The 18,866-nt window shown below is 43.1% G+C and carries 27 protein-coding genes and 1 riboswitch; of the genes, 3 read left to right on the top strand and 24 right to left on the bottom strand.

All coding sequences use genetic code 11. The features are described from left to right. Positions 1-137: 137 nt before the first annotated feature. The 4 genes from rpsG to groES form a co-directional block, all read right to left on the bottom strand. Complete coding sequence (rpsG, locus tag ODU41_RS08120; RefSeq protein WP_002940031.1) at positions 138-608, bottom strand: 30S ribosomal protein S7; 471 nt, start codon at positions 606-608, stop codon at positions 138-140. Positions 609-624: 16 nt separating this feature from the next. After that, a complete protein-coding gene (gene rpsL / locus ODU41_RS08125; RefSeq protein WP_002940030.1) occupies positions 625-1,038 on the bottom strand; it encodes a 30S ribosomal protein S12 in 414 nt (137 codons plus the stop codon). 230 nt (positions 1,039-1,268) lie between these two features. Next, a complete protein-coding gene (groL, locus tag ODU41_RS08130; RefSeq protein ID WP_398578883.1) occupies positions 1,269-2,891 on the bottom strand; it encodes a chaperonin GroEL in 1,623 nt (540 codons plus the stop codon). Positions 2,892-2,901: 10 nt separating this feature from the next. Next, positions 2,902-3,183 (bottom strand): co-chaperone GroES, encoded by a 282-nt coding sequence (gene groES, locus ODU41_RS08135; RefSeq protein WP_074391341.1) that lies wholly within the window; start codon positions 3,181-3,183, stop codon positions 2,902-2,904. 197 nt (positions 3,184-3,380) lie between these two features. Between groES and ODU41_RS08140 the strand changes: the two genes are divergently transcribed. Next, on the top strand, positions 3,381-3,626 hold the full coding sequence (locus ODU41_RS08140) for a hypothetical protein (protein ID WP_074391340.1): 246 nt from the start codon (positions 3,381-3,383) through the stop codon (positions 3,624-3,626). A gap of 113 nt (positions 3,627-3,739) precedes the next feature. On the opposite strand, the gene ODU41_RS08145 is transcribed toward ODU41_RS08140, so the two are convergent. After that, complete coding sequence (locus ODU41_RS08145) at positions 3,740-4,135, bottom strand: single-stranded DNA-binding protein (RefSeq protein ID WP_074391339.1); 396 nt, start codon at positions 4,133-4,135, stop codon at positions 3,740-3,742. Positions 4,136-4,200: 65 nt separating this feature from the next. On the opposite strand from ODU41_RS08145, the gene ODU41_RS08150 reads away from it, so the two are divergent. Then, positions 4,201-4,980, top strand: a complete 780-nt coding sequence (locus tag ODU41_RS08150) for a DUF2785 domain-containing protein (RefSeq protein WP_172005286.1) — start codon at positions 4,201-4,203, stop codon at positions 4,978-4,980. 32 nt (positions 4,981-5,012) lie between these two features. Here ODU41_RS08150 and ytpR read toward each other — a convergent pair whose 3' ends face one another. The 4 genes from ytpR to ODU41_RS08170 are packed head-to-tail and all read right to left on the bottom strand — an operon-like array spanning position 5,013 to position 7,257. Then, positions 5,013-5,636: a YtpR family tRNA-binding protein gene (gene ytpR / locus ODU41_RS08155; protein WP_208546260.1), complete on the bottom strand. Its 624-nt coding sequence runs from the start codon at positions 5,634-5,636 to the stop codon at positions 5,013-5,015. An 18-nt stretch (positions 5,637-5,654) separates the two neighbouring features. Further along, the gene (locus tag ODU41_RS08160) at positions 5,655-6,611 is read right to left on the bottom strand and encodes a DUF1002 domain-containing protein (RefSeq protein ID WP_208546261.1); all 957 of its coding nucleotides are present in this window, start codon (positions 6,609-6,611) and stop codon (positions 5,655-5,657) included. Positions 6,612-6,655: 44 nt separating this feature from the next. Continuing rightward, the gene (locus ODU41_RS08165; protein ID WP_044676366.1) at positions 6,656-6,976 is read right to left on the bottom strand and encodes a thioredoxin family protein; all 321 of its coding nucleotides are present in this window, start codon (positions 6,974-6,976) and stop codon (positions 6,656-6,658) included. Further along, positions 6,973-7,257, bottom strand: coding sequence for a DUF4651 domain-containing protein (locus ODU41_RS08170; RefSeq protein ID WP_012774909.1), 285 nt, complete (start codon positions 7,255-7,257; stop codon positions 6,973-6,975). Before ODU41_RS08170 ends, ODU41_RS08165 begins: the two co-directional genes overlap by 4 nt. A 143-nt stretch (positions 7,258-7,400) precedes the next feature. Here ODU41_RS08170 and pepA point away from each other — a divergent pair, with 143 nt between their 5' ends. Continuing rightward, positions 7,401-8,465, top strand: a complete 1,065-nt coding sequence (gene pepA / locus ODU41_RS08175; RefSeq protein WP_398578898.1) for a glutamyl aminopeptidase — start codon at positions 7,401-7,403, stop codon at positions 8,463-8,465. Between the two features lie 45 nt (positions 8,466-8,510). On the opposite strand, the gene ODU41_RS08180 is transcribed toward pepA, so the two are convergent. From ODU41_RS08180 to ODU41_RS08250, 15 genes are all read right to left on the bottom strand, one after another. Beyond that, positions 8,511-9,767 carry a folylpolyglutamate synthase/dihydrofolate synthase family protein gene (locus ODU41_RS08180; RefSeq protein ID WP_105143423.1) on the bottom strand — a complete coding sequence of 419 codons (1,257 nt, stop codon included), beginning with the start codon at positions 9,765-9,767 and terminating at the stop codon, positions 8,511-8,513. Between the two features lie 55 nt (positions 9,768-9,822). Continuing rightward, positions 9,823-10,374 (bottom strand): folate family ECF transporter S component, encoded by a 552-nt coding sequence (locus ODU41_RS08185; protein WP_105143424.1) that lies wholly within the window; start codon positions 10,372-10,374, stop codon positions 9,823-9,825. A gap of 44 nt (positions 10,375-10,418) precedes the next feature. After that, a riboswitch (THF riboswitch) is annotated at positions 10,419-10,563 on the bottom strand. Positions 10,564-10,688: 125 nt separating this feature from the next. Beyond that, positions 10,689-11,876: an acetate kinase gene (locus ODU41_RS08190; protein WP_014637319.1), complete on the bottom strand. Its 1,188-nt coding sequence runs from the start codon at positions 11,874-11,876 to the stop codon at positions 10,689-10,691. A 49-nt stretch (positions 11,877-11,925) separates the two neighbouring features. Then, positions 11,926-12,879, bottom strand: a complete 954-nt coding sequence (locus ODU41_RS08195) for an N-6 DNA methylase (protein WP_171997572.1) — start codon at positions 12,877-12,879, stop codon at positions 11,926-11,928. A 56-nt stretch (positions 12,880-12,935) separates the two neighbouring features. After that, positions 12,936-13,346 carry a competence type IV pilus minor pilin ComGG gene (gene comGG, locus ODU41_RS08200; RefSeq protein WP_253222461.1) on the bottom strand — a complete coding sequence of 137 codons (411 nt, stop codon included), beginning with the start codon at positions 13,344-13,346 and terminating at the stop codon, positions 12,936-12,938. After that, positions 13,324-13,758: a competence type IV pilus minor pilin ComGF gene (gene comGF / locus ODU41_RS08205; protein WP_105143427.1), complete on the bottom strand. Its 435-nt coding sequence runs from the start codon at positions 13,756-13,758 to the stop codon at positions 13,324-13,326. Before comGF ends, comGG begins: the two co-directional genes overlap by 23 nt. After that, positions 13,745-14,038 (bottom strand): competence type IV pilus minor pilin ComGE, encoded by a 294-nt coding sequence (gene comGE, locus ODU41_RS08210; protein ID WP_105143428.1) that lies wholly within the window; start codon positions 14,036-14,038, stop codon positions 13,745-13,747. Before comGE ends, comGF begins: the two co-directional genes overlap by 14 nt. Next, entirely contained in the window at positions 14,010-14,417 is a 408-nt protein-coding gene (comGD, locus tag ODU41_RS08215) for a competence type IV pilus minor pilin ComGD (RefSeq protein WP_105143429.1), read from the bottom strand. The genes comGE and comGD overlap by 29 nt, the downstream gene beginning before the upstream one ends. Beyond that, the gene (comGC, locus tag ODU41_RS08220) at positions 14,398-14,631 is read right to left on the bottom strand and encodes a competence type IV pilus major pilin ComGC (protein ID WP_398578884.1); all 234 of its coding nucleotides are present in this window, start codon (positions 14,629-14,631) and stop codon (positions 14,398-14,400) included. Before comGC ends, comGD begins: the two co-directional genes overlap by 20 nt. Before the next feature lie 23 nt (positions 14,632-14,654). Further along, positions 14,655-14,840 carry a hypothetical protein gene (locus tag ODU41_RS08225; RefSeq protein ID WP_105116256.1) on the bottom strand — a complete coding sequence of 62 codons (186 nt, stop codon included), beginning with the start codon at positions 14,838-14,840 and terminating at the stop codon, positions 14,655-14,657. Between the two features lie 145 nt (positions 14,841-14,985). Continuing rightward, on the bottom strand, positions 14,986-15,693 hold the full coding sequence (locus tag ODU41_RS08230) for a CHAP domain-containing protein (protein ID WP_398578885.1): 708 nt from the start codon (positions 15,691-15,693) through the stop codon (positions 14,986-14,988). A gap of 129 nt (positions 15,694-15,822) precedes the next feature. Then, on the bottom strand, positions 15,823-16,026 hold the full coding sequence (locus tag ODU41_RS08235) for a phage holin (RefSeq protein WP_014736074.1): 204 nt from the start codon (positions 16,024-16,026) through the stop codon (positions 15,823-15,825). Next, positions 16,001-16,444: a hypothetical protein gene (locus ODU41_RS08240; RefSeq protein WP_226961255.1), complete on the bottom strand. Its 444-nt coding sequence runs from the start codon at positions 16,442-16,444 to the stop codon at positions 16,001-16,003. Before ODU41_RS08240 ends, ODU41_RS08235 begins: the two co-directional genes overlap by 26 nt. A gap of 24 nt (positions 16,445-16,468) precedes the next feature. Beyond that, a complete protein-coding gene (locus ODU41_RS08245; protein ID WP_105116258.1) occupies positions 16,469-16,732 on the bottom strand; it encodes a hypothetical protein in 264 nt (87 codons plus the stop codon). 61 nt (positions 16,733-16,793) lie between these two features. Then, a complete protein-coding gene (locus ODU41_RS08250; protein ID WP_398578886.1) occupies positions 16,794-18,857 on the bottom strand; it encodes a DUF859 family phage minor structural protein in 2,064 nt (687 codons plus the stop codon). Positions 18,858-18,866: the final 9 nt, after the last annotated feature.

The raw sequence follows: 18,866 nt of genomic DNA on the forward strand, positions 1-18,866 counted from the left end.
GACGCCCTCGTATCTTAATCTTAGTTGAATTTTAGCTACAAATGTCTGCCAAAAAGATAAAATCTCCTAGAAACTGAAGTTTCTGCGTCAATTTTCCTATTTTGGCTAGCATTTGTTTAACGCTAAAATATCCTATCTTACCAGCGGAAGTGTGCGAATGCGCGGTTTGCTTCTGCCATTTTGTGAGTATCTTCACGTTTCTTAACAGCTGCACCAGTGTTGTTTGCTGCATCCATGATTTCTTTCGCAAGGCGATCGATCATAGTGTGCTCACCACGGTTACGAGCGATTGTTACCAACCAACGAAGACCAAGTGTTGTACGACGCTCTGGACGAACTTCAACTGGAACTTGGTAGTTAGAACCACCGACACGACGTGCACGTACTTCAAGTACAGGCATGATGTTTTCCATTGCTGTTTCAAATACTTCAAGTGCATCGTTACCAGTTGCTTCTTTGATTTGATCAAAGGCACCGTAAACGATTGATGCAGCAGTACCACGTTTACCGTCCAACATAACACGGTTAATCAAACGAGTTACCAATTTTGAGTTATACAATGGATCTGGCAATACTTCGCGCTTAGGCGCTTGATTTTTACGACTCATTTATATTTCCCCTTTCTTAGCCTTTTGGACGTTTAGTACCGTATTTAGAACGGCCTTGCTTACGATCGTTAACACCTGCAGTATCAAGTGCACCACGAACGATATGGTAACGTACCCCTGGAAGGTCTTTTACACGTCCACCACGAAGAAGAACAACGCTGTGCTCTTGCAAGTTGTGACCGATACCTGGGATGTAAGCAGTAACCTCGATAAGGTTGCTCAAACGTACACGAGCAAATTTACGAAGGGCTGAGTTAGGTTTTTTAGGTGTCATTGTTCCGACACGAGTTGCAACACCGCGTTTTTGTGGTGATGAAACGTTTGTTTGAACTTTTTTACGGCTGTTGTAACCAACGTTCAAAGCTGGTGATTTAGATTTTTCTACTTTAGACTTACGTGGTTTACGTACCAACTGGTTAATTGTAGGCATCTACATTCTCCTGTATATATTTTTTATTTTTGGTGATAAGGCATTGGTGACAACCCCTATCTGTGTGTACTTTTGCAACAATTGTCAGCACGTCCCTGTACACTCTTGAGAGACCAAAAGTAAAAAGTACCGTCTAATATAGTACCATATCCCAAACCCATTGTCAAATAGATATGTTTGAAATTTTCAAGAAAAAACACAGCCAATCAGCTGTGTCATTTTGCTATTTCTTAGTAGCCCATACCCATTCCATCCATACCTTGTGGCATAGCTGGAGCGGCTGGTTCTGGTTTGTTGGCAACGACTGCTTCTGTCGTCAAAATCAAGCTGGCTACGGAAGCCGCATTTTGAAGAGCTGAACGAGTCACCTTAACAGGGTCGATAATTCCTGCCTCAATCATATTCACCCATTCGCCTGTCGCAGCATTAAAGCCTGTTCCAAGCTCAGAATCCTTCAATTTATCAATGATAACTGAACCTTCATAGCCTGCGTTATAGGCAATCTGACGTACTGGTTCTTCCAAGGCGCGCAGGACAATATTGCGTCCTGTTTCATCATCACCTGTCAACTCCAATTTTGCTACGCTATCGATAACATTGACAAGGGCAGTACCACCACCAGCAACAATTCCTTCTTCAACTGCTGCACGTGTTGCGTTGAGGGCATCTTCGATACGGAGTTTCATTTCTTTCAACTCAGTCTCAGTAGCGGCACCGACTTTGATAACTGCAACACCGCCTGACAATTTAGCCAAACGCTCTTGCAATTTTTCACGGTCAAATTCAGAAGTCGTCACTTCAATCTGTGACTTGATAACAGCGACACGGTTGGCAATGACTTCTGGATTTCCAGCACCTTCAACAATGGTTGTACCATCTTTGTCGACCACAACTTTAGCAGCCTGACCAAGTGCTTCAATGGTCGCATCTTTCAAGTCCAAACCAAGGTCTTCTGTAATCACTGTACCGCCTGTCAAGATCGCAATGTCTTCCAACATAGCTTTGCGACGGTCACCAAAGCCTGGAGCTTTGACTGCAACAACGTTGAAGGTACCACGAATCTTGTTGAGAACAAGAGTAGGAAGAGCTTCGCCATCCACATCGTCAGCAATAATCAAGAGCGGACGACTAGTCTGGAGAATGCTTTCCAAAAGCGGCAAAATATCCTGAATATGAGAAATTTTCTTATCGGTAATCAAGATGAATGGATTTTCAAGCTCAGCCACCATCTTTTCATTATCTGTTACCATGTATTGTGACAGATAACCACGGTCGAACTGCATACCTTCAACCACATCCAATTCTGTCTCCATACCGCGAGATTCCTCAATGGTGATAACACCGTCTGTTCCCACGCGCTCCATAGCTTCTGAAATGTACTCACCAACTTTTTCAGAACGGGAAGATACTGCTGCGACTTGAGCAATTTCAGCTTTATTCGATACAGGACTTGCTTGTGCTTTCAAAGCCTCAACTGCTGTTGCAACTGCTGCTTCAATCCCGCGACGGATACCGATTGGATTGGCACCTGCAGTTACGTTTTTCAAACCTTCACGAACAATAGCCTGAGTCAAAACAGTGGCAGTTGTTGTACCGTCACCAGCAATGTCATTGGTTTTTGAAGCCACTTCGGATACCAACTTAGCACCCATATTTTCAAAATGGTCTTCCAACTCGATTTCTTTAGCAATGGTCACACCGTCATTGGTAATGAGTGGTGAACCGTAAGCTTTTTCCAAGACAACATTACGACCTTTTGGCCCCAAGGTTACTTTGACTGTATCAGCCAAAATATCGACACCACGGACCATGCTTTCACGTGCATCTGCTGCAAATTTAATTTCTTTTGCCATTTTTCTACCTCTATTCTACAATTGCCAAAATGTCTGCTTCACGGATGATGTGAACGGTCTGGTCTCCGTCTTTAACTTCCAATCCTGCATGGGCATCAATCAAAACAGTATCTCCAACTGCCACTGCTGGGGCAACCAAGTCACCATTCAAGGTACGAATCCCTTGTCCGATCGCTAGGACACTTGCTTCTTTTGTCTTTTCTTGACTTGTACCTGCTAGGACAAATCCACCAACTGTTTGTTCTTTTTCTTCAATTTTTACGACGATACGATCGCCCAATGGTTTCAACATAGTATTACCTCCTGGTCTTTTTAGCACTCTTTACCTCCGAGTGCTAATTCACATTTCCTATTGTATCACTTGGTCAAAAATAGTCAAGAAAATTCTATTCCTTTTTCGTGAAAATCCTTCTTAAGTATGAGATAGAATTTACCTATTCATTATTGGTAAACTATGCTATACTATTTTTAACAAGTTAGGGGGTATTCATGAAAATTTTTAGAGATTTAAAAACAGATTACCTAGAAAGCCGATTTTCAGCCTACGAAAGTTTTGCAGAATGGTTTTTAAAACGTAAATTAGGCTTTTGGGGGAAAATGATATTCGCCTATCTACTCTGGCTAGTCTGGATATTTTTCTTTAGCCACCCTCATTACATCATCTTTTTCTTCTACGGCGTTATCCTATTGTCACTGATTGTTATGCTAGTAGAATGGTGGAAATATAGAAAATGAACAGCAAAAAACGCCAACTTTCGTCAGCGTTTTTAAGGAGATATGAAAAATATTTAGGATTGACTATAGTATAACCTACTTTTCAACATTCTCCATCGGTCTTGGGACGGATATTAAAACGGCAATTCTTCCTCTTCCAAGACCAAGTCAGCTAGGTCATCGCCAGTATTATTTTCTCGCATGGCACGTTGGGCGCGGCTTTCGAGCAACTGGAAGGTATTGCCCAAGATTTCGGTCACATAGTGGTTGCTGCCATCTTTTTCGTATTTTCGCGTCCGCAACTCACCATCAATAGAAATTAAACTTCCTTTACTACCATAAGAGACAAGTGTTTCCGCCAGTTTTCCCCAGAAAATAACATTCAAAAAGTCTGCCTCACGCTCGCCATTTTCTGTTTTGAAACGGCGATTCACAGCAATTGTAACACGAGTCAGATTTTTGCCATTTGGCGTTTGAGTCAGTTCCGGTTGGGCCGTCAAGCGACCGATTGCAATGATTTTATTATACATTTTTTATCCTCCTACTTATTTATTCGTAGGAAAGATGATAAAACGATGAAAAAGGAGAAAAATAGATGAAAAATATCCTTACCTCAAAGTTGCAAGCCACCCAAGCTTATACCAATCAGGAGCTAGTCTGGTTGCTGGAAAACATCGGTCATCCAGATCCTGCTATACGCGACGATCTGGTTTATACTAGTTTTTGCCACATCTTTCTAAATGGTTTGATTACAAGAGAACAAGCACAGTCGCTACTGCAATTCTCTCAAGAAACCAATCCCCTTTCCCTAGAAAGCTCCACACTAAAACGAAGTTTTACTTGCTTGCTTTACTGTCTTCTGCTGTCTGTTGACAATGACCAAGATTCTGAGTACTCTGCATTTTTAAGCACTGACGACCGCGAACTGCTTTTCCAACAGGCCTTGAATTATTTGACGATTGAAAATGACTGGTCTGGCTACGATGAAAAACTCGGCTGGATCCATACCGCTGCCCACGGAGCAGATTTTCTTCTGGCTGCAAGCTGTCATGAGCAATTTCCCAATGATAAAACCGAAGAAGTCTGGCAGGCTATTGTCACTTGTCTAAAGAAACAAAAGCAAGTTTTCTCCGCTGGTGAAGAAATCCGTCTGGCACAAATCCCTGTCTACCTCCTGCTGAATGAAAAAGTGTCAAGCCAGGAGCTGGCAGAATGGATTAACAAGCTAGACTTTCCCAACCAAGAACCTCTGGACTACTTCCGGTGGCTCAACCTCCAGCATTTCCTGTCCAGTCTCTACTTCCAACTCAATTCACATCAGACTTTGACAGCGGAACTCCAACAAGCTATTGAAGGAAAAATTGAAACAGCATAAAAGAATTGGCCATCTGACCAATTCTTCTTTTTCTATCCCTTCCAGTGTTTTACTGGATCAAAGGCTTCTCCGACCACTGCGGAGTCGTCCAATTCAATAATACCACGGACTTGTGGTGCGTTTGGCAGAGCAAATTCACGCGGACTGCACATCATACCAAAGCTATCTTCACCACGCAACTTCCCTGGGAAAATCAGGCTACCGCTCGGCATCATTGCCCCCGGAAGAGCTACAATGGTTTTCAAACCTTGGGCAGCATTTGGGGCACCAGCTACGATTTGCACTGTTTTACCACCGACATTGACCTGACAGATATTGAGGTGGTCGCTGTCTGGATGAGGAACCAATTCCACAATCTGACCGACTACGAACTTTGGAGCATTGTCGTTAACCAAGCTTTCAGTAAAACCTTCTTTTGCCAATTCTACATTCAAGGTCGCAACTTGCTCGTCTGTCAGGAAAACCTGACCATTTCCGGCAATCTCAATCAAACTTGATGCTTCAAAGATATTCCAAGCCACTGTTTTTCCTGTTTCCTCTAGGAAAACACGCGCCACTTGACCCTTGCGTTCAAACTGGACAGCTTGTCCCTTGTCCTCAGCAACAATCACCATCAGAACATCGCCGACGTGTTCCTTATTATATGTAAAAATCATTTCTTTTTCATTTCTCCTTTATGCAAATAGACCGGTCAAGCCTTTCCAAAGATTTTCAAAGAAGGCACCGATTTTTTCTAAAATCCCTGAATCTTGTAGATTCTTATAGGCTTCTGAAATTTGTTGCTCCGCCTGTTGTTTGAACTGGTTGAGCTGGGCAGCAACCTCAGCCGAATCAATGGCAGAGGTTTCCTGATAAGCTTTGGCAAAGGTAACCAATTTTGAAACTTCATCTGCTGTGATGACATTTTCCAAACCGTTATTGGCCAAGACATCGTTAATAATAGTATTGATGTCTGATTCAGAAGCTACCTGACCATTGGACTTTTTGTAGTCGGCAAGAGCTGTCTTGATTTCCGCTACCGCCTTATCCAAGGCTGAACTATCAAAATTAGTGTCACCTGTGTGAGCCGTTGCCACTTCATTGACTGTCTCTAGCTCTTGTTGAGCTACTTCAGTTCGAGCGGTATCAACTGTTTCACCATTGGCTGCAAGAGCCTTGTAAACACCTGTCAGAGCGGACTCTCCCGTCACCTGAATGGGTGCTGCAACGTCAATCAAGACGTCTGTCGCACCGGCAGTAATGGCCGCATTGGCATACTGCGTTTCAGTAATCAAGGTGATGTTCTGCGGTGTCTTGATGTCCACCACAACCCCTTTTCCAGCGTCCTGCTTTTGCACCAAGACAGATGAATAGAGGGAGGCTGTGTCCGCTCCAGATGTACCTAAATATTGGTCCATATCCGTGCCAACAACCACCTGACGGCTAACATTATTAACATCCGAAATACCAAATAGATTGTTAACCTCTGTCGCCTGCGCATCTGACAAACCTCCACCGTAGACTAGTGTTGGCTTGCCCCATTTTTCATTGATAACATCTGTTTGAATCTCAGCCTGCACCAAGGGAGAAAGACTCAAACTCAACCCCAGCACCACAGGTGCTAGAAGGATTTTTCCTAGTGATTTCTTCATGTTCTTTCCTTTCTTTTGGGAAATGGCAGAGCTTCTCTGCTAATCTATCTACCCAGTCCAGATAAGAAGTTCATGATTTCTTCCTTGGTCTTGCGATTCTTATCGACAAAACGACCGATTTCCTTACCATTTTCCAAAACAACTAGACTTGGAATGCCTAAAATAGCCCATTCCTGTGCCAAAGGCATAAAGTCATCTCGATCCAGTTGCACAAAACGGAGATCTGGAAAAGCTTCTTCGATAGCTGGCACATGCGGTTTGATATAGTGGCAATCTCCACACCAAGTTGTCACAAATAGAAAAACAGTCGGCTTGCCATCTTCAATCAAGGCAGCTACTTCTTCAAGATTTGTTGGAAAAATCATCTTTCTTCCTCCCTGTATTGAATAGAACCTTTGGTATTTTCAAACAAAAATACCTGTCCTGCCTCCATCACAACCCCTCCGATAAGAGTGGTCTGCGTAGAAGCCGTTTCATCCACATAGACCGTGGCAATCTCTCCTAAATCAGCGAAAAAGTCACGCACCTCCTGCAAGGCCTGTGCTTTTTTACGGTCTTCTTGGATTTTACGGTAAAATTGAGCACTAGCGGTGAGCACACCTGCCCCCAATAAGCCTGCTAGCAAGGCTGTCTTTTTCTTTTTCATGTTGACTATTTTATCATATTTCCCAGGAATTTTCCCAAAAATGCCATTGGACTTGTGACAGCTGAGAAGATCCTTTTGACATAATAGTAGGACAAGTCTAGCTCTTCGTGATAAAATAGTAGTAATCATGTCATGGAGGAAGAATAATGACTCTTTTTGAAAAAATTAAAGAAGTTACAGAATTGCAAAGCTTACCGGGATTTGAAGGACAGGTTCGCAACCACATCCGCCAGAAAATCACACCGCATGTGGACCGCATCGAAACAGATGGACTAGGTGGAATTTTTGGCATCAAGGATACGGCTGTTGAAAATGCTCCTCGTATCCTAGTGGCCGCCCACATGGATGAGGTTGGATTTATGATTAGCCAAATCAAGCCAGACGGTACTTTCCGTGTTGTCGAATTAGGTGGCTGGAATCCTCTGGTTGTTTCTAGCCAGGCCTTCACTCTTCAGTTGCAGGACGGTCGTACCATTCCAGCCATCTCAGGCTCAGTACCACCTCACCTTTCACGTGGGGCTAACGCTCCTGGCCTGCCTGCCATTGCTGATATTATTTTCGATGCTGGTTTTGCCAATTATGACGAAGCTTGGGCGTTCGGCGTTCGGCCGGGGGATGTCCTCGTTCCCAAAAATGAAACAATTCTAACTGCCAACGGAAAAAATGTTATTTCTAAGGCTTGGGACAACCGCTTCGGTGTCCTTATGGTGACTGAATTACTGGAAAACCTATCCGGTCAAGCATTGCCAAATCAGTTGATTGCCGGGGCAAATGTGCAAGAAGAGGTTGGCCTACGCGGAGCTCATGCTTCTACAACCAAGTTCAATCCAGACATTTTCCTCGCTGTTGATTGCTCACCCGCAGGTGATATTTATGGCGACCAAGGAAAAATTGGTGACGGAACTCTGCTTCGTTTCTATGACCCAGGTCATATCATGTTAAAAAACATGAAAGACTTCCTCCTCACAACTGCCGAAGAAGCTGGTGTTAAATTCCAATACTACTGTGGTAAAGGTGGAACAGATGCCGGTGCAGCCCACTTGAAAAACCATGGTGTTCCATCAACAACTATCGGTGTCTGCGCTCGTTACATCCACTCTCACCAAACCCTCTACAATATGGATGACTTCTTAGAAGCCCAAGCCTTCTTGCAGGCCATCGTTAAAAAACTAGACCGCTCAACGGTTGATTTGATTAAAAATTATTAAAACAAAAGACTTTGCTGGGTTGAATGCCCGGCAAAGCCTTTTTTTCTATACAAGTTCTTCTAAAATGTACTTCCTCACATAGGTAATGAAATATAGCGAGCCTGTAATCAGGTAGAGTTTTTTGGGATTGTCCAAGTCCGCCTGCTCCAACCACTCCTGATAGGTCTGAACTCGTTCATAGCCTGACGGATAATCTTCTAACTGTACCGCTCTGAAATCGTCAAAAGTCGTAACGCTAACAGGTCCAAATTGGCTAAGCTGGGACAACATCTGGTCCACAGGCTTGGTATTGATGGCCGCAAAGAGGATTTCAATATCCCTGTCAGCATACTTTTCTTCCAAGAGTTGTGTCAGGACGGCGATACTTTCATTATTGTGGGCTCCGTCAATCATGAGCCTTGGTTGTATCAATTCTAAGCGGCCCGGCCAGATGGCTTGGGACAAGCCCTGGCGGATGGTTTCATTGGTAATTTTTGGAAAATGAGGTTTAATGAGCTGAGCTGTTGTCACTGCCAAGGCTGCGTTGACCTCCTGGTGACGACCCTGCATCTGTAGCGTTAACTCTTCCACACGGCCGAGAGGACTTGAAACCGCAAAGCCTGCTCTGCTATTTTCCAAAAGAATCTCCCGTCCCACCGCATAGGTCGGACTCTGAAGCTGACTGGCGTGATCCTCAAACACTGCCTCCACTTCTGGCAAATCGGTCGCATAGATGAGAGGAACCCTCTCACGCAAGACGGCAACCTTGTGACGGGCTATGGCTGCGTGGGTCTCTCCCAAAAAAATCTGATGATCCAAGCCGATGGAGGGACAAACCACCGCTAGAGGATTAAGGACATTGGTCGCATCCTGCAAACCGCCCATGCCTGCCTCCACCAAGAGAATGTCGGGACGCTGGTAGTAGGCAAAGTAGACAAACATAGCCACCACGACAATCTCAAACTCCGAGATGGCATCCAGTCCAGCCGTCTGGTCCAAGTCTTCAATCAAAAGCTGCAAGTCTGTCACAATCCTCGCAAAATCCTCCTCCGAAATCATCTCTTGCTGGTAGACAATCTGCTCTCGAAAATCAATGATAGACGGTGATGTAAAGCGGCCGACGGTGTAATCCGAAGACTGCAAGATAGCCTGCAGGGCATTGAGGGTCGAACCTTTACCGTTTGTGCCCACAAAGTGTACGGTCGGCACTTGAAGCTGGGGATTGTCCAAGCGCCCCAAGAGCCAGCTGACACGTGCAACGCCGTTTTCTAAATCTGATGCAGGACGACTAGATAGCCACCGGCGAGTTTCTTGATAATTCATGATTCCCTCTCTACAAAAGCAGCAACAGGGGGATGACCTGTTGCTCGATACTGTTTTATTTAATGCCCATTAACTTGGCCAATTCAGGTATTTTTTGTAAACTTGGCAAGACAAGCATGGTCACGACAATGCGTAATGGAATTTCAAAAATAGCTTTTATGAAACGACTGCTATACAGGGCAATCCAAGGTGTTCCAAAATGGAAATGGAGGGCAATCGGTGTCATGATAAAGGAAATCACAACCTGAATCAAGACAACAATCCCAGCAACATAGAGCCAATCAGCTTTGTTCTTGGTGTCTAGCGGTTTTCGATAGAAGAACCAGCCATAGATAAAAGCAGATACCGCCTCAATCAAAATCCAAGTGAAGAGGACCGTTTGCCCACTAAACAAGACAAATATTGGGTCTGAAATAGCCGCAAAGACAGCTGACCAAACTGGACCCGCAATAGCTCCCAAAATAGTATTGGGAATGAAGGTAAACTGAACCTGTAAAGTATCAGAAATCCGAATAGAGAAATAGTTCTCCACAATCATGACCAAGGCAAGGGTCATCGCAATAGTAGCCAACAACTGCACCGTTAGTTTTGGAATTTTCTTTTCCATAAAAAATGCTCCTTTTTCAAAAAATGGAGCTGTCGTGTGTATTCGACAGCGGATGCAATGGTTTACCGCGCTACTCTCAGCCAGGACCAATGTTCCTACTCTAGGAGACATCAGATGCAAGCAAAGATCAGCTTCGTTATGTGGCAACATCCCATCCACATACACTTGACGCAAACCATCTACTCTGTGCAAATTTCTTTGCTAGTCTATTGTATCACACACTATATATTTTGACCACTTGCTAAAAACTATACCTTTCTAAAGGTATAAACTATAAGAGAAACTGGCAGTCTCCGACTACCAGTTCGTTTTTCTTATTTCAAACGTTCAACTTCACGCGCAATAACCAATTCTTCATCCGTTGGAATAACCAAGACACGAACTTTTGATTCTGGCGTTGAAATGTCACCATTCGCACCACGAACATTCTTAGCTGGGTCTATTTCGACACCGAACCAAGACAAACCTTCTACTACGTCATTGCGCATAAGCGGTGCATTTTCACCCATACCTGCTGTGAAGACAAGGGCATCTGCACCATTCAAAACAGCAAAATATTGACCAATGAATTTCTTGATACGGTCGATAAAAATGTTATAAGCCAAAACAGCATCTGGGTTCTTAGCTTCCAAACCTGATTCAATGTCACGCATATCACTTGAATAACCCGATACACCAAGCAAACCTGATTGTTTATTCAGCATGTTAACAACATCCGCAGCATCCTTCAACTCATCAACATTTGCAATCAAGTAAGGAATAATCGCTGGATCAATATCTCCCGAACGAGTACCCATCATTGGACCAGCTAGAGGAGTGAAGCCCATAGAAGTGTCAACTGATTGACCGTGGTAGTTGGCAGTAATAGATACACCGTTTCCGATGTGAGCCGTAATCAATTTTAATTCCTCAATCGGACGTCCCAATACTTTTGCTGCCTCATGCGCTACATAATAGTGACTAGTTCCGTGAGCTCCATACTTACGAACCTTGTGGTCGGTATAGTACTTTTGTGGAATCGGATAAAGATAGGCATGCTTTGGCATCGTAGTGTGAAAGGCTGTATCAAAAACAGCTACATTCAAAACTTCTGGTAGTACTTCCTCAAATGCACGCATTGCTGCTACGTGAGCAGGGTTATGAAGCGGTGCCAAAGCACTTAGTTCTTCAATTTGCTCAACCTCTTTTGGTCCAATAACAGCTGATTCTTTGAAAATCTCTCCACCTGCAACAACACGGTGTCCGATACCAGTAATTTCCTCGTAAGCAGCAATGATGTTGTGTTTAAGCAAGTCTTCTAGGAGAATCTTAACCGCAACCGTATGATTAGGAATATCTAAAACTTCACTTTCTTTCTTCCCATCATACTTAACTGTTGAGATGGAATCGTTCAAACCGATGCGCTCAACAATCCCTGCCGCTAATACTGTTTCTTCTGGCATTTGATAAAGTTGCCATTTTAGACTTGAACTACCTGCATTAATTGCAATTGTTTTTGACATATCTTACCTCTTTTAAAGCGTTTTCCTAACTAGTATAACAGATTTTCACTTAAATTGCATTCTCTTGCTTCCAATTTTTGAAATTGAGCATGAACTTCTGAATAGCTTCTGGTTCTTGAAGACTTTGTAAGGGATAAACAAACGGCGTCAACGATCTTGCAGCTTTCTTTTGCAAGACAAAAATAGACTTGGCCATAGCAGCCTTCCCAAAGAGATTTGGTGGCAGGGCAATCATGGCAACAATATTGGCTTGCTCCTGTAACCAACCTTTCAGCAAATCGCTTTGCGGACTAGTCAATAAATCATTTGGAGCCAACAAAATCGCAAAGCCATCTTTTTCTAGATATTTGAGGGATTGTTCCATGAGTAAATGATGGGCGTAGGTATGTTCATTTGGGCTGGCGACCTGATAACGGCTAGCAATCTGGTCATCTGGATAGTAGCCAATAGGCAAATCTCCCAAAATTACTTGACTTTCCTTCAAAATCTGCGGACGTACCGCATCTCCCTGAGCAAAAGAAATATCTGCCTGCATGACATCCGCAATACTTGCCGACAAATCAATCAAGAGGTCGTCCACTTCAATCCCCAGATAGTCCAAGTCTTTCTGACTGGCGTTAAGAATGGTCTGAGCTAGATTGCCTGTCCCCGAACCAATTTCCAGAACCGTCACCTTTTGAGTCGGCACCAATTGGTCTACTAGGAAAGATAGGATAAAGCCGATAGAGTCTGGTGTGAACTGGTGATTATACTGCATGGGTTCAGTCTGATTGGCCTTGATGAGCAGGAATTGGTAGGCACGACGCCATTCTTCCTTGGTTAAATCTAGTTGTTTCAAGGTCTGATTGTTATTGACAACAAGGTCCGTCTCATGCTGACCAGCTACGTAAGCAGCATTTTGCTCAATCATGGCATCATAGATATTGGTACCTAGCTGGTTTTGGATAGTCTGTACGTTTTCTAATAGCAGGTCATAAGCCTGTTCGATCTTTTCAAAATTCATACTCCTATCTTATCAAAATTTCACAGACTTTGCACCAAAAAGGAGAGCGAGTCAACTCACCCTCCTTCTGATGATAGCCCCAAAGGAAATTGATAGGTATACAGACCATCACTTGTTAACCCAACTGTAACCAATAGTTGGTCTCCTTTAAGTTGATAACGAGCCTGTCCCTCTTGAAAGGAGACCCTTCCTCTATTCTCCTTCTGCTTAGAACCTGTGGTTAAATTTGCTTCCTTTTCATTCACTACCGCTCCCGTAACTATTTTTTCTACTTGCAGGTCCTGCTCGACCTTATCCAAGACCATCTGAGCCATGATATAAGCAGTCGTTTCTTGCCTTGCCACCTGTACCAAGCGACTCTCAGCCTCTTGGCGGTGTAGATAAAACTGAAGCAAAAGACTAAAAACCGCCAGCATCAAAAGGGCATAGAGCAGGATGCCCGCCTTAACTTTTTTCTTTAAAAGCATAGATAAAGGCCCGCTCCTCTCCGTTTTTAAAGCTAAAGTCGATGCGCACCAGCTGGTTTTCTTGGGAAATAGCTGCGCTATCCACCTGATAGAGCATGGGCTGGTAACCCTGTCCCCTGTCATTTGTTTTCCGAAAATCATCCGACCGTGACTTGCCAAAGGCCAAAGCCTGTTCGCCTTTGTTGACATAAATCTTGCCATTTTCAACCTTGACCAATTCAGCCTGGTCCCACTCCGACCGCAATTGACTAGAGAAGACCAACCATTCCTTTTGAACGGTCTGACCTTGGTAATGCGCTTCTTGGACCAGCAGTTTTGACAAGCCTTCAAAGACCAGAAGACTTCCTGATAGGATGATTAAAGCCACCAAACATTCCAAGAGTGTAAAAGCAGGAATTTTACTTTTTAACAACCGATAAAACCTCCTTTCCCTCGTGGAAAACAACAATCTTATCCGCTGTTCGTTGAACCTGAACTGTAACACCGTTTAAGGCTAGGTTATCTTGCCCGGTCTGAACAGCCATCTGTGCTAGATTGAGAACCTCCTGTTGTTCCAATTCCCAATCCTGTCGCCTACGACCTGCATCCACAGCTGATAAAATCAAGCTGCAAATAGTCACTAGGGTCGCAAGGGCAACCAGACTTTCTAGCAAAATATAAGCCTTATTCTTCTGTTTTCTTATAGCGACCACTCCCTATATATAATTGATACGTGACTGTCTTTCGACTAAGCCGAAAACGAATCTTGGTCAGAGAAGAATTTCCACCATCTTCTTCAAACTGAATAGTTTTCTCCTCTAAAACCTCTACGTTTCTGGGCACCTCTACAGCCTGATAACCATTTGTAACTTCCTGTCCACCGATAGTAAGGTTCGCTTTTTGGTGGGAACTAGCTGCCAATTTCTGACTGTCTTTATAGATGGCCTCAAATTCCCAGAGAAAAATTTCTTCCTGAACAGACCAAAAGGCCGTTTGTACTGTTCCTGATAAGGAAACAGCTAAAAAACTGACAACAAACAAGGTCAGCAGGCTTTCAAACAGGGTGAAAGCCTTATTTTTTCGCCGTAGCATACTGTTTTGCTTGTTTTTCAGTAATATAACCTGCCTGTTGCAAATCCTCCACCGTTGCTTCCTCGTCATATTCCAATTCATAGAGCTCCATCTGACTCTCCACTACTTTGACAACAGCCGCATTTCCTTTCTCTTGAACAGCATCCTTTTGTTTGCTCAAATTTGGCACAAATAAGAGCAAGAGCAGGCTAATGATCCCCAAAACGACTAACATTTCAATTAGCGTATCTAAAACTCTTAGTAACTAGCAATCTCCACCAATACACTTGCCAATGGCTCATTGGTTACAACCTCATGAGATAGAACTTGCTCGCCTGGTAGGACAAAATCAAATATCTTGCCATTCTTTCTGACAACATCCACGGTATCGCCAAACAATCCTTTGGCTTTAGCCTCTAAAAAAATATACTGTACTTCATTCATTTTAATCACCTCTTACTTATCAATTCGCAAAATGTTTCTAAAATAGTCAAAATCGCCCTAGATTTTATCCTAGAGCGATTATTTTTGTATTCTAGAGTAAATCATACCCCTTGCTATTTGAAAGTCAAATCTAGGCTGTTCTGGGTTATTTTAATGTACCCCACAAACTTATACGGCGACCGTTAGCATCGACTTGACCAATAGCCATATAACTACGCTTGCCACTACGACCAATCCAACTAATCCAGCGGTAACCAGCAGCAGTTAGATAACTATCATAGGTTACACTTTCGCCAATTTGATATGTTGCGACAATTTCGCCAGAAAGGTGGGGCTGTCGGCGTACATTGATTGCTGTACTGTTCAAAGTAAATACCCCAGTTTCAGCAATACGACCGGTTTCTATTTGTTTGGCTGGTTCTGAATCTGGAGAATCTGCCAACACAATAAAGCCAACCATACCATTCATACTACGGACATGATATTGTGCTGGACTGCCAACGTTAAGATTACCCGCAAGGTTTTGTTCAACGGTACGCATACTGTTGCCATCGCTGTCCTCGACAACTACGCCAGTGTGACCATAATCAATACCATCTCCTGCAACGTAGTGCATGACAAAAATCCACCCTGCCTTAGGTTTGATGCCAGGTACATACGGCACAACCTTAATGCCCTGCGCTTTTGCACTATTTAACAAATCAATAGCATTCCCCCAAATGTCAACACCACGCCAATTTTTTACAATAAAACAAGATAAATCTGCGCATTGGTAACCCCATGCACCGTCTTTATCAACACCTGCTCTAGCATTGGCTAAATTCTTGGAATACAAAACAATCTGATTTAGCATGTCAATCCCCCTTCATTAATAATTCTAAAAACGGGCTAACCAAGAAAACAACAAAGCTAATCACAATAAATAGCGGTATCAAGACCAAAATCAGTAGAATTTTCCCTATCGCTTTCATGATACCCCTCACTAATTATTTTCTTGGTGGTAATTCTTGCTAGAGACACCAAGTACAGTACCAGCAAAAGTTGCCACGGCTGCAATAGTTCCGTTGATTACTGTTGCATCAAATCCATACAAAGCACCCAAAGCAGAAATTAAAGTGATTGCAGCTGGTGCTACGATGGTTACCGTTGTTTTGGCAACGTCATATTGCTTGTTTGTCAATTTCATCTTTCTTCTCCTTTCGCAAAGGCAAATCAATAAACTCCTCTTTATACATCATTTCAATCTCACCATTTCCATCCAACATTTTGTAAGAGTCAAATAGTTTAGCTATTTCACGCTTGTTTTCTAATGTGGTATAGCCATTTAGAATGTCTTTTGTCATGTCGTGATACAAGCGGTATCTAGTGATGTCCTTAGAGTTCTTTTTTAGCTTGTCAAGTTCCTCTGCATTACTAGCTAAGTCTGCCTTTATTTTTATATTGTCGTTTTTTAAGACATCCAACGACTGGATGATTTCTTTTTGACCTTGTTTAACTTCATTATCACGTTTTCCAATAAAAAAATTTGAAATGGTACTGATTAACGTACCAACAACCCCTCCAGAAACTGTGATAAGAGCGACAAGGACAGCACTATCTTTCAACCAAGGTGGCACTCATTCACCCCCTCAGTCTGTTTCAACATTCTCTGCTTCAAGTTCAGCTAAAATCTCATCCTCAATTTTATAGCGTAACTCTCGCAACTCTTGCTCATGCTTGCGCATATCTCGACGATTTTTGGCATAGAGTTCTGGTTCATGTAAGGTTTCATAAACAGTTGAAACTGCATCAGCACCTGTATTGATTACTGTGGTTTTGACAAGTTTCTCTTGCTTATCCTCAATTACAATAAATTCTGCCGTTGTTTGGCGTGTTTTGGTAACTTTTAACATAGTCTTTACCTCCTTCATGATTTCATTATCTGATAGATTTCTAGGGATTTTTTACGTATTCTTAGTTTGGATATGGGTCATTAGTGATGTATGTAATCGTGCCAGTATATACATGAGCACCCCCAGTCCCATTTGTTAACCTAATTTTTCCATCTGATGCAAAATGTAATACTGAGGGCGATTTTGTAAAGCCACCTACATTCGGTGCCATAAGCATGTGCGTCTCAACGGTTGGGCGATACCCTGACGGTATAGTCTCAACCATTTGACTATACTCAAAGACGTCAATGTTGGTAATGCGACGATTAAGTGTGATAGTGACTAAGTTGTCCTTACGAGTCAATGTCGCATTGAGCCCATACGGAAATCCCATCGTCAATGTCTTTAGTGGTTTCTCTTGTAGCATTGGATGATTGGTTTGTGGAGTTATTTCAACCCAAGGATACCAGGTAGCGGAACCGTCTGACGCTCTATAGCCTATCGCATGCCTTCTATACATTTTCCACTCGCCGTACCAAGACTTAGCAATCTGAAATATATCGGTTGTAGCTCTACACGTTTCGATCCAGCCATATTGCGAAGGAAAAGGACTGTTTGCACAGCCTGGATTTATCCAGCGCGTTCCATTGTTAACATGAGTATTTACATCTGTATTGTATGCGTAGATAGTATTTCCTTCGACATTTGTCAATTGATACTGTTGTATCTGCTTACCACCTGCATAGATATTACCTGCCACATCCAATGACCCCGCAGAACCATTCTCTGCAATTTTACCTATACCAACCCTGCCATCTTTGTCATAACTCATCACAACACTTTCGGTCGCTACTGTCGCCGAAAATTCAACACTTGTGAACTTGTCCGACAGCGTGCCAATGATGGTAAATGACTTGTTGGCTGGGTAGTTTCCAGCCATGTTTGCTGCCGAATTGGTCAACGTATTTTGAGTTGTCCAACTGCCAGACGCACTACCATTGTCAGCCGTATAACTGGTACTACCTAGAGGCGCAACCTTAAAAGTCAAGGTCATAATGTTCTTTTGGCTACCAGATAGCGTAATTGGTGCTATCTTAGCGTTTCTGACAATCTGGACGATATTAGGTGTTTCTCTAGTCCTCAGTGCTGTAAAGCTCAAAATAGGGGCAAAATACTCTATGACATTGATGGTAACATCTTTGGTATCAGACCATCTGCCACGGCTATCAACGACGCTGGCGCGGATTGTTGCGGAGCCGTTAAAATTCATGATACCAAGAGAGCCGCCGTTTGAGTTCGTGACCTGGTTTTTATTGACCAATTCAGCCCTAAAACCTGTGATGGTTGAACCATACGTACCTGCATGTCCATTAAATGTTACTTGGATATTAGAAATAATTTGCAAGAAATTGTTTCCAGACAACAGCGCTCTAGCAGCAGTATTAGCATCTGTTAGTGTCAAACTTGTAAATGTTGGCTTAACGTTAGATGGCAAGGTGACTTTAATCTTCTCTTGCTGTGTACCAATCTTCTCGTTACCATTATAGGTATCTATGTAGATAGTACATTCACCACTTACGTTATTTGGTATATCGTTGGCAAAATCCATCGGTATTGTCCAAGAATAACTTGTTGCAACTTTAGATGCAATAACCTCTTTCTTATCGCCCCAACCATATCTCAATACGTGTGTAAATGTTGGACTAGCTCGCTCAATTGTGATGACAATTGGGCTACCAATCGTACCATCTTCTACAGAAACAGAACTAGAGCGTGGGATAGTTGCCAAGCCGATATTCCCCGACACAGTGATAACCCCATGTAGACCGTTGTTAGGGTTAAATGTTGCCGAAAACGGAAAACTCTTAGTGCCATCTGCATTGTGGGTAATCGTTGTCGAACCACTAGCCATCAGAAATTCCTCGCCAGATGTTCGCCATCTTGGATTGGAGGAGTGCACTCTACCCCCGTTTAAATCAAGGCTAAGTGTACTATCCCCCTGCTCATTTCGTGTGAGATACGCCCCTGTACGACTAACTGTTATTCGCCAGTTTACTACTGTTGTATTATTAGCTATATTTTGAGTGCCTGGCTCGATGTACACATTCAAGTACAAAGACCCACTCGCATTACTAAATTTTGCCATTATCTATCC

The sequence above is a fragment of the Streptococcus sp. 2022WUSS083 genome (genome assembly GCF_044427155.1).
GTDB lineage: Bacteria > Bacillota > Bacilli > Lactobacillales > Streptococcaceae > Streptococcus > Streptococcus hashimotonensis.

What these genes read in the sequence shown, in the direction of transcription:
- rpsG (WP_002940031.1), bottom strand. Translation starts at nt 608, where the DNA reads ATGAGTCGTAAAAATCAAGCGCCTAAGCGCGAAGTATTGCCAGATCCA.
- rpsL (WP_002940030.1), bottom strand. Translation starts at nt 1,038, where the DNA reads ATGCCTACAATTAACCAGTTGGTACGTAAACCACGTAAGTCTAAAGTA.
- groL (WP_398578883.1), bottom strand. Translation starts at nt 2,891, where the DNA reads ATGGCAAAAGAAATTAAATTTGCAGCAGATGCACGTGAAAGCATGGTC.
- groES (WP_074391341.1), bottom strand. Translation starts at nt 3,183, where the DNA reads ATGTTGAAACCATTGGGCGATCGTATCGTCGTAAAAATTGAAGAAAAA.
- ODU41_RS08140 (WP_074391340.1), top strand. Translation starts at nt 3,381, where the DNA reads ATGAAAATTTTTAGAGATTTAAAAACAGATTACCTAGAAAGCCGATTT.
- ODU41_RS08145 (WP_074391339.1), bottom strand. Translation starts at nt 4,135, where the DNA reads ATGTATAATAAAATCATTGCAATCGGTCGCTTGACGGCCCAACCGGAA.
- ODU41_RS08150 (WP_172005286.1), top strand. Translation starts at nt 4,201, where the DNA reads ATGAAAAATATCCTTACCTCAAAGTTGCAAGCCACCCAAGCTTATACC.
- ytpR (WP_208546260.1), bottom strand. Translation starts at nt 5,636, where the DNA reads ATGATTTTTACATATAATAAGGAACACGTCGGCGATGTTCTGATGGTG.
- ODU41_RS08160 (WP_208546261.1), bottom strand. Translation starts at nt 6,611, where the DNA reads ATGAAGAAATCACTAGGAAAAATCCTTCTAGCACCTGTGGTGCTGGGG.
- ODU41_RS08165 (WP_044676366.1), bottom strand. Translation starts at nt 6,976, where the DNA reads ATGATTTTTCCAACAAATCTTGAAGAAGTAGCTGCCTTGATTGAAGAT.
- ODU41_RS08170 (WP_012774909.1), bottom strand. Translation starts at nt 7,257, where the DNA reads ATGAAAAAGAAAAAGACAGCCTTGCTAGCAGGCTTATTGGGGGCAGGT.
- ODU41_RS08180 (WP_105143423.1), bottom strand. Translation starts at nt 9,767, where the DNA reads ATGAATTATCAAGAAACTCGCCGGTGGCTATCTAGTCGTCCTGCATCA.
- ODU41_RS08185 (WP_105143424.1), bottom strand. Translation starts at nt 10,374, where the DNA reads ATGGAAAAGAAAATTCCAAAACTAACGGTGCAGTTGTTGGCTACTATT.
- ODU41_RS08190 (WP_014637319.1), bottom strand. Translation starts at nt 11,876, where the DNA reads ATGTCAAAAACAATTGCAATTAATGCAGGTAGTTCAAGTCTAAAATGG.
- ODU41_RS08195 (WP_171997572.1), bottom strand. Translation starts at nt 12,879, where the DNA reads ATGAATTTTGAAAAGATCGAACAGGCTTATGACCTGCTATTAGAAAAC.
- comGG (WP_253222461.1), bottom strand. Translation starts at nt 13,346, where the DNA reads ATGCTTTTAAAGAAAAAAGTTAAGGCGGGCATCCTGCTCTATGCCCTT.
- comGD (WP_105143429.1), bottom strand. Translation starts at nt 14,417, where the DNA reads ATGCTACGGCGAAAAAATAAGGCTTTCACCCTGTTTGAAAGCCTGCTG.
- comGC (WP_398578884.1), bottom strand. Translation starts at nt 14,631, where the DNA reads ATGTTAGTCGTTTTGGGGATCATTAGCCTGCTCTTGCTCTTATTTGTG.
- ODU41_RS08225 (WP_105116256.1), bottom strand. Translation starts at nt 14,840, where the DNA reads ATGAATGAAGTACAGTATATTTTTTTAGAGGCTAAAGCCAAAGGATTG.
- ODU41_RS08230 (WP_398578885.1), bottom strand. Translation starts at nt 15,693, where the DNA reads ATGCTAAATCAGATTGTTTTGTATTCCAAGAATTTAGCCAATGCTAGA.
- ODU41_RS08235 (WP_014736074.1), bottom strand. Translation starts at nt 16,026, where the DNA reads ATGAAATTGACAAACAAGCAATATGACGTTGCCAAAACAACGGTAACC.
- ODU41_RS08245 (WP_105116258.1), bottom strand. Translation starts at nt 16,732, where the DNA reads ATGTTAAAAGTTACCAAAACACGCCAAACAACGGCAGAATTTATTGTA.
- ODU41_RS08250 (WP_398578886.1), bottom strand. Translation starts at nt 18,857, where the DNA reads ATGGCAAAATTTAGTAATGCGAGTGGGTCTTTGTACTTGAATGTGTAC.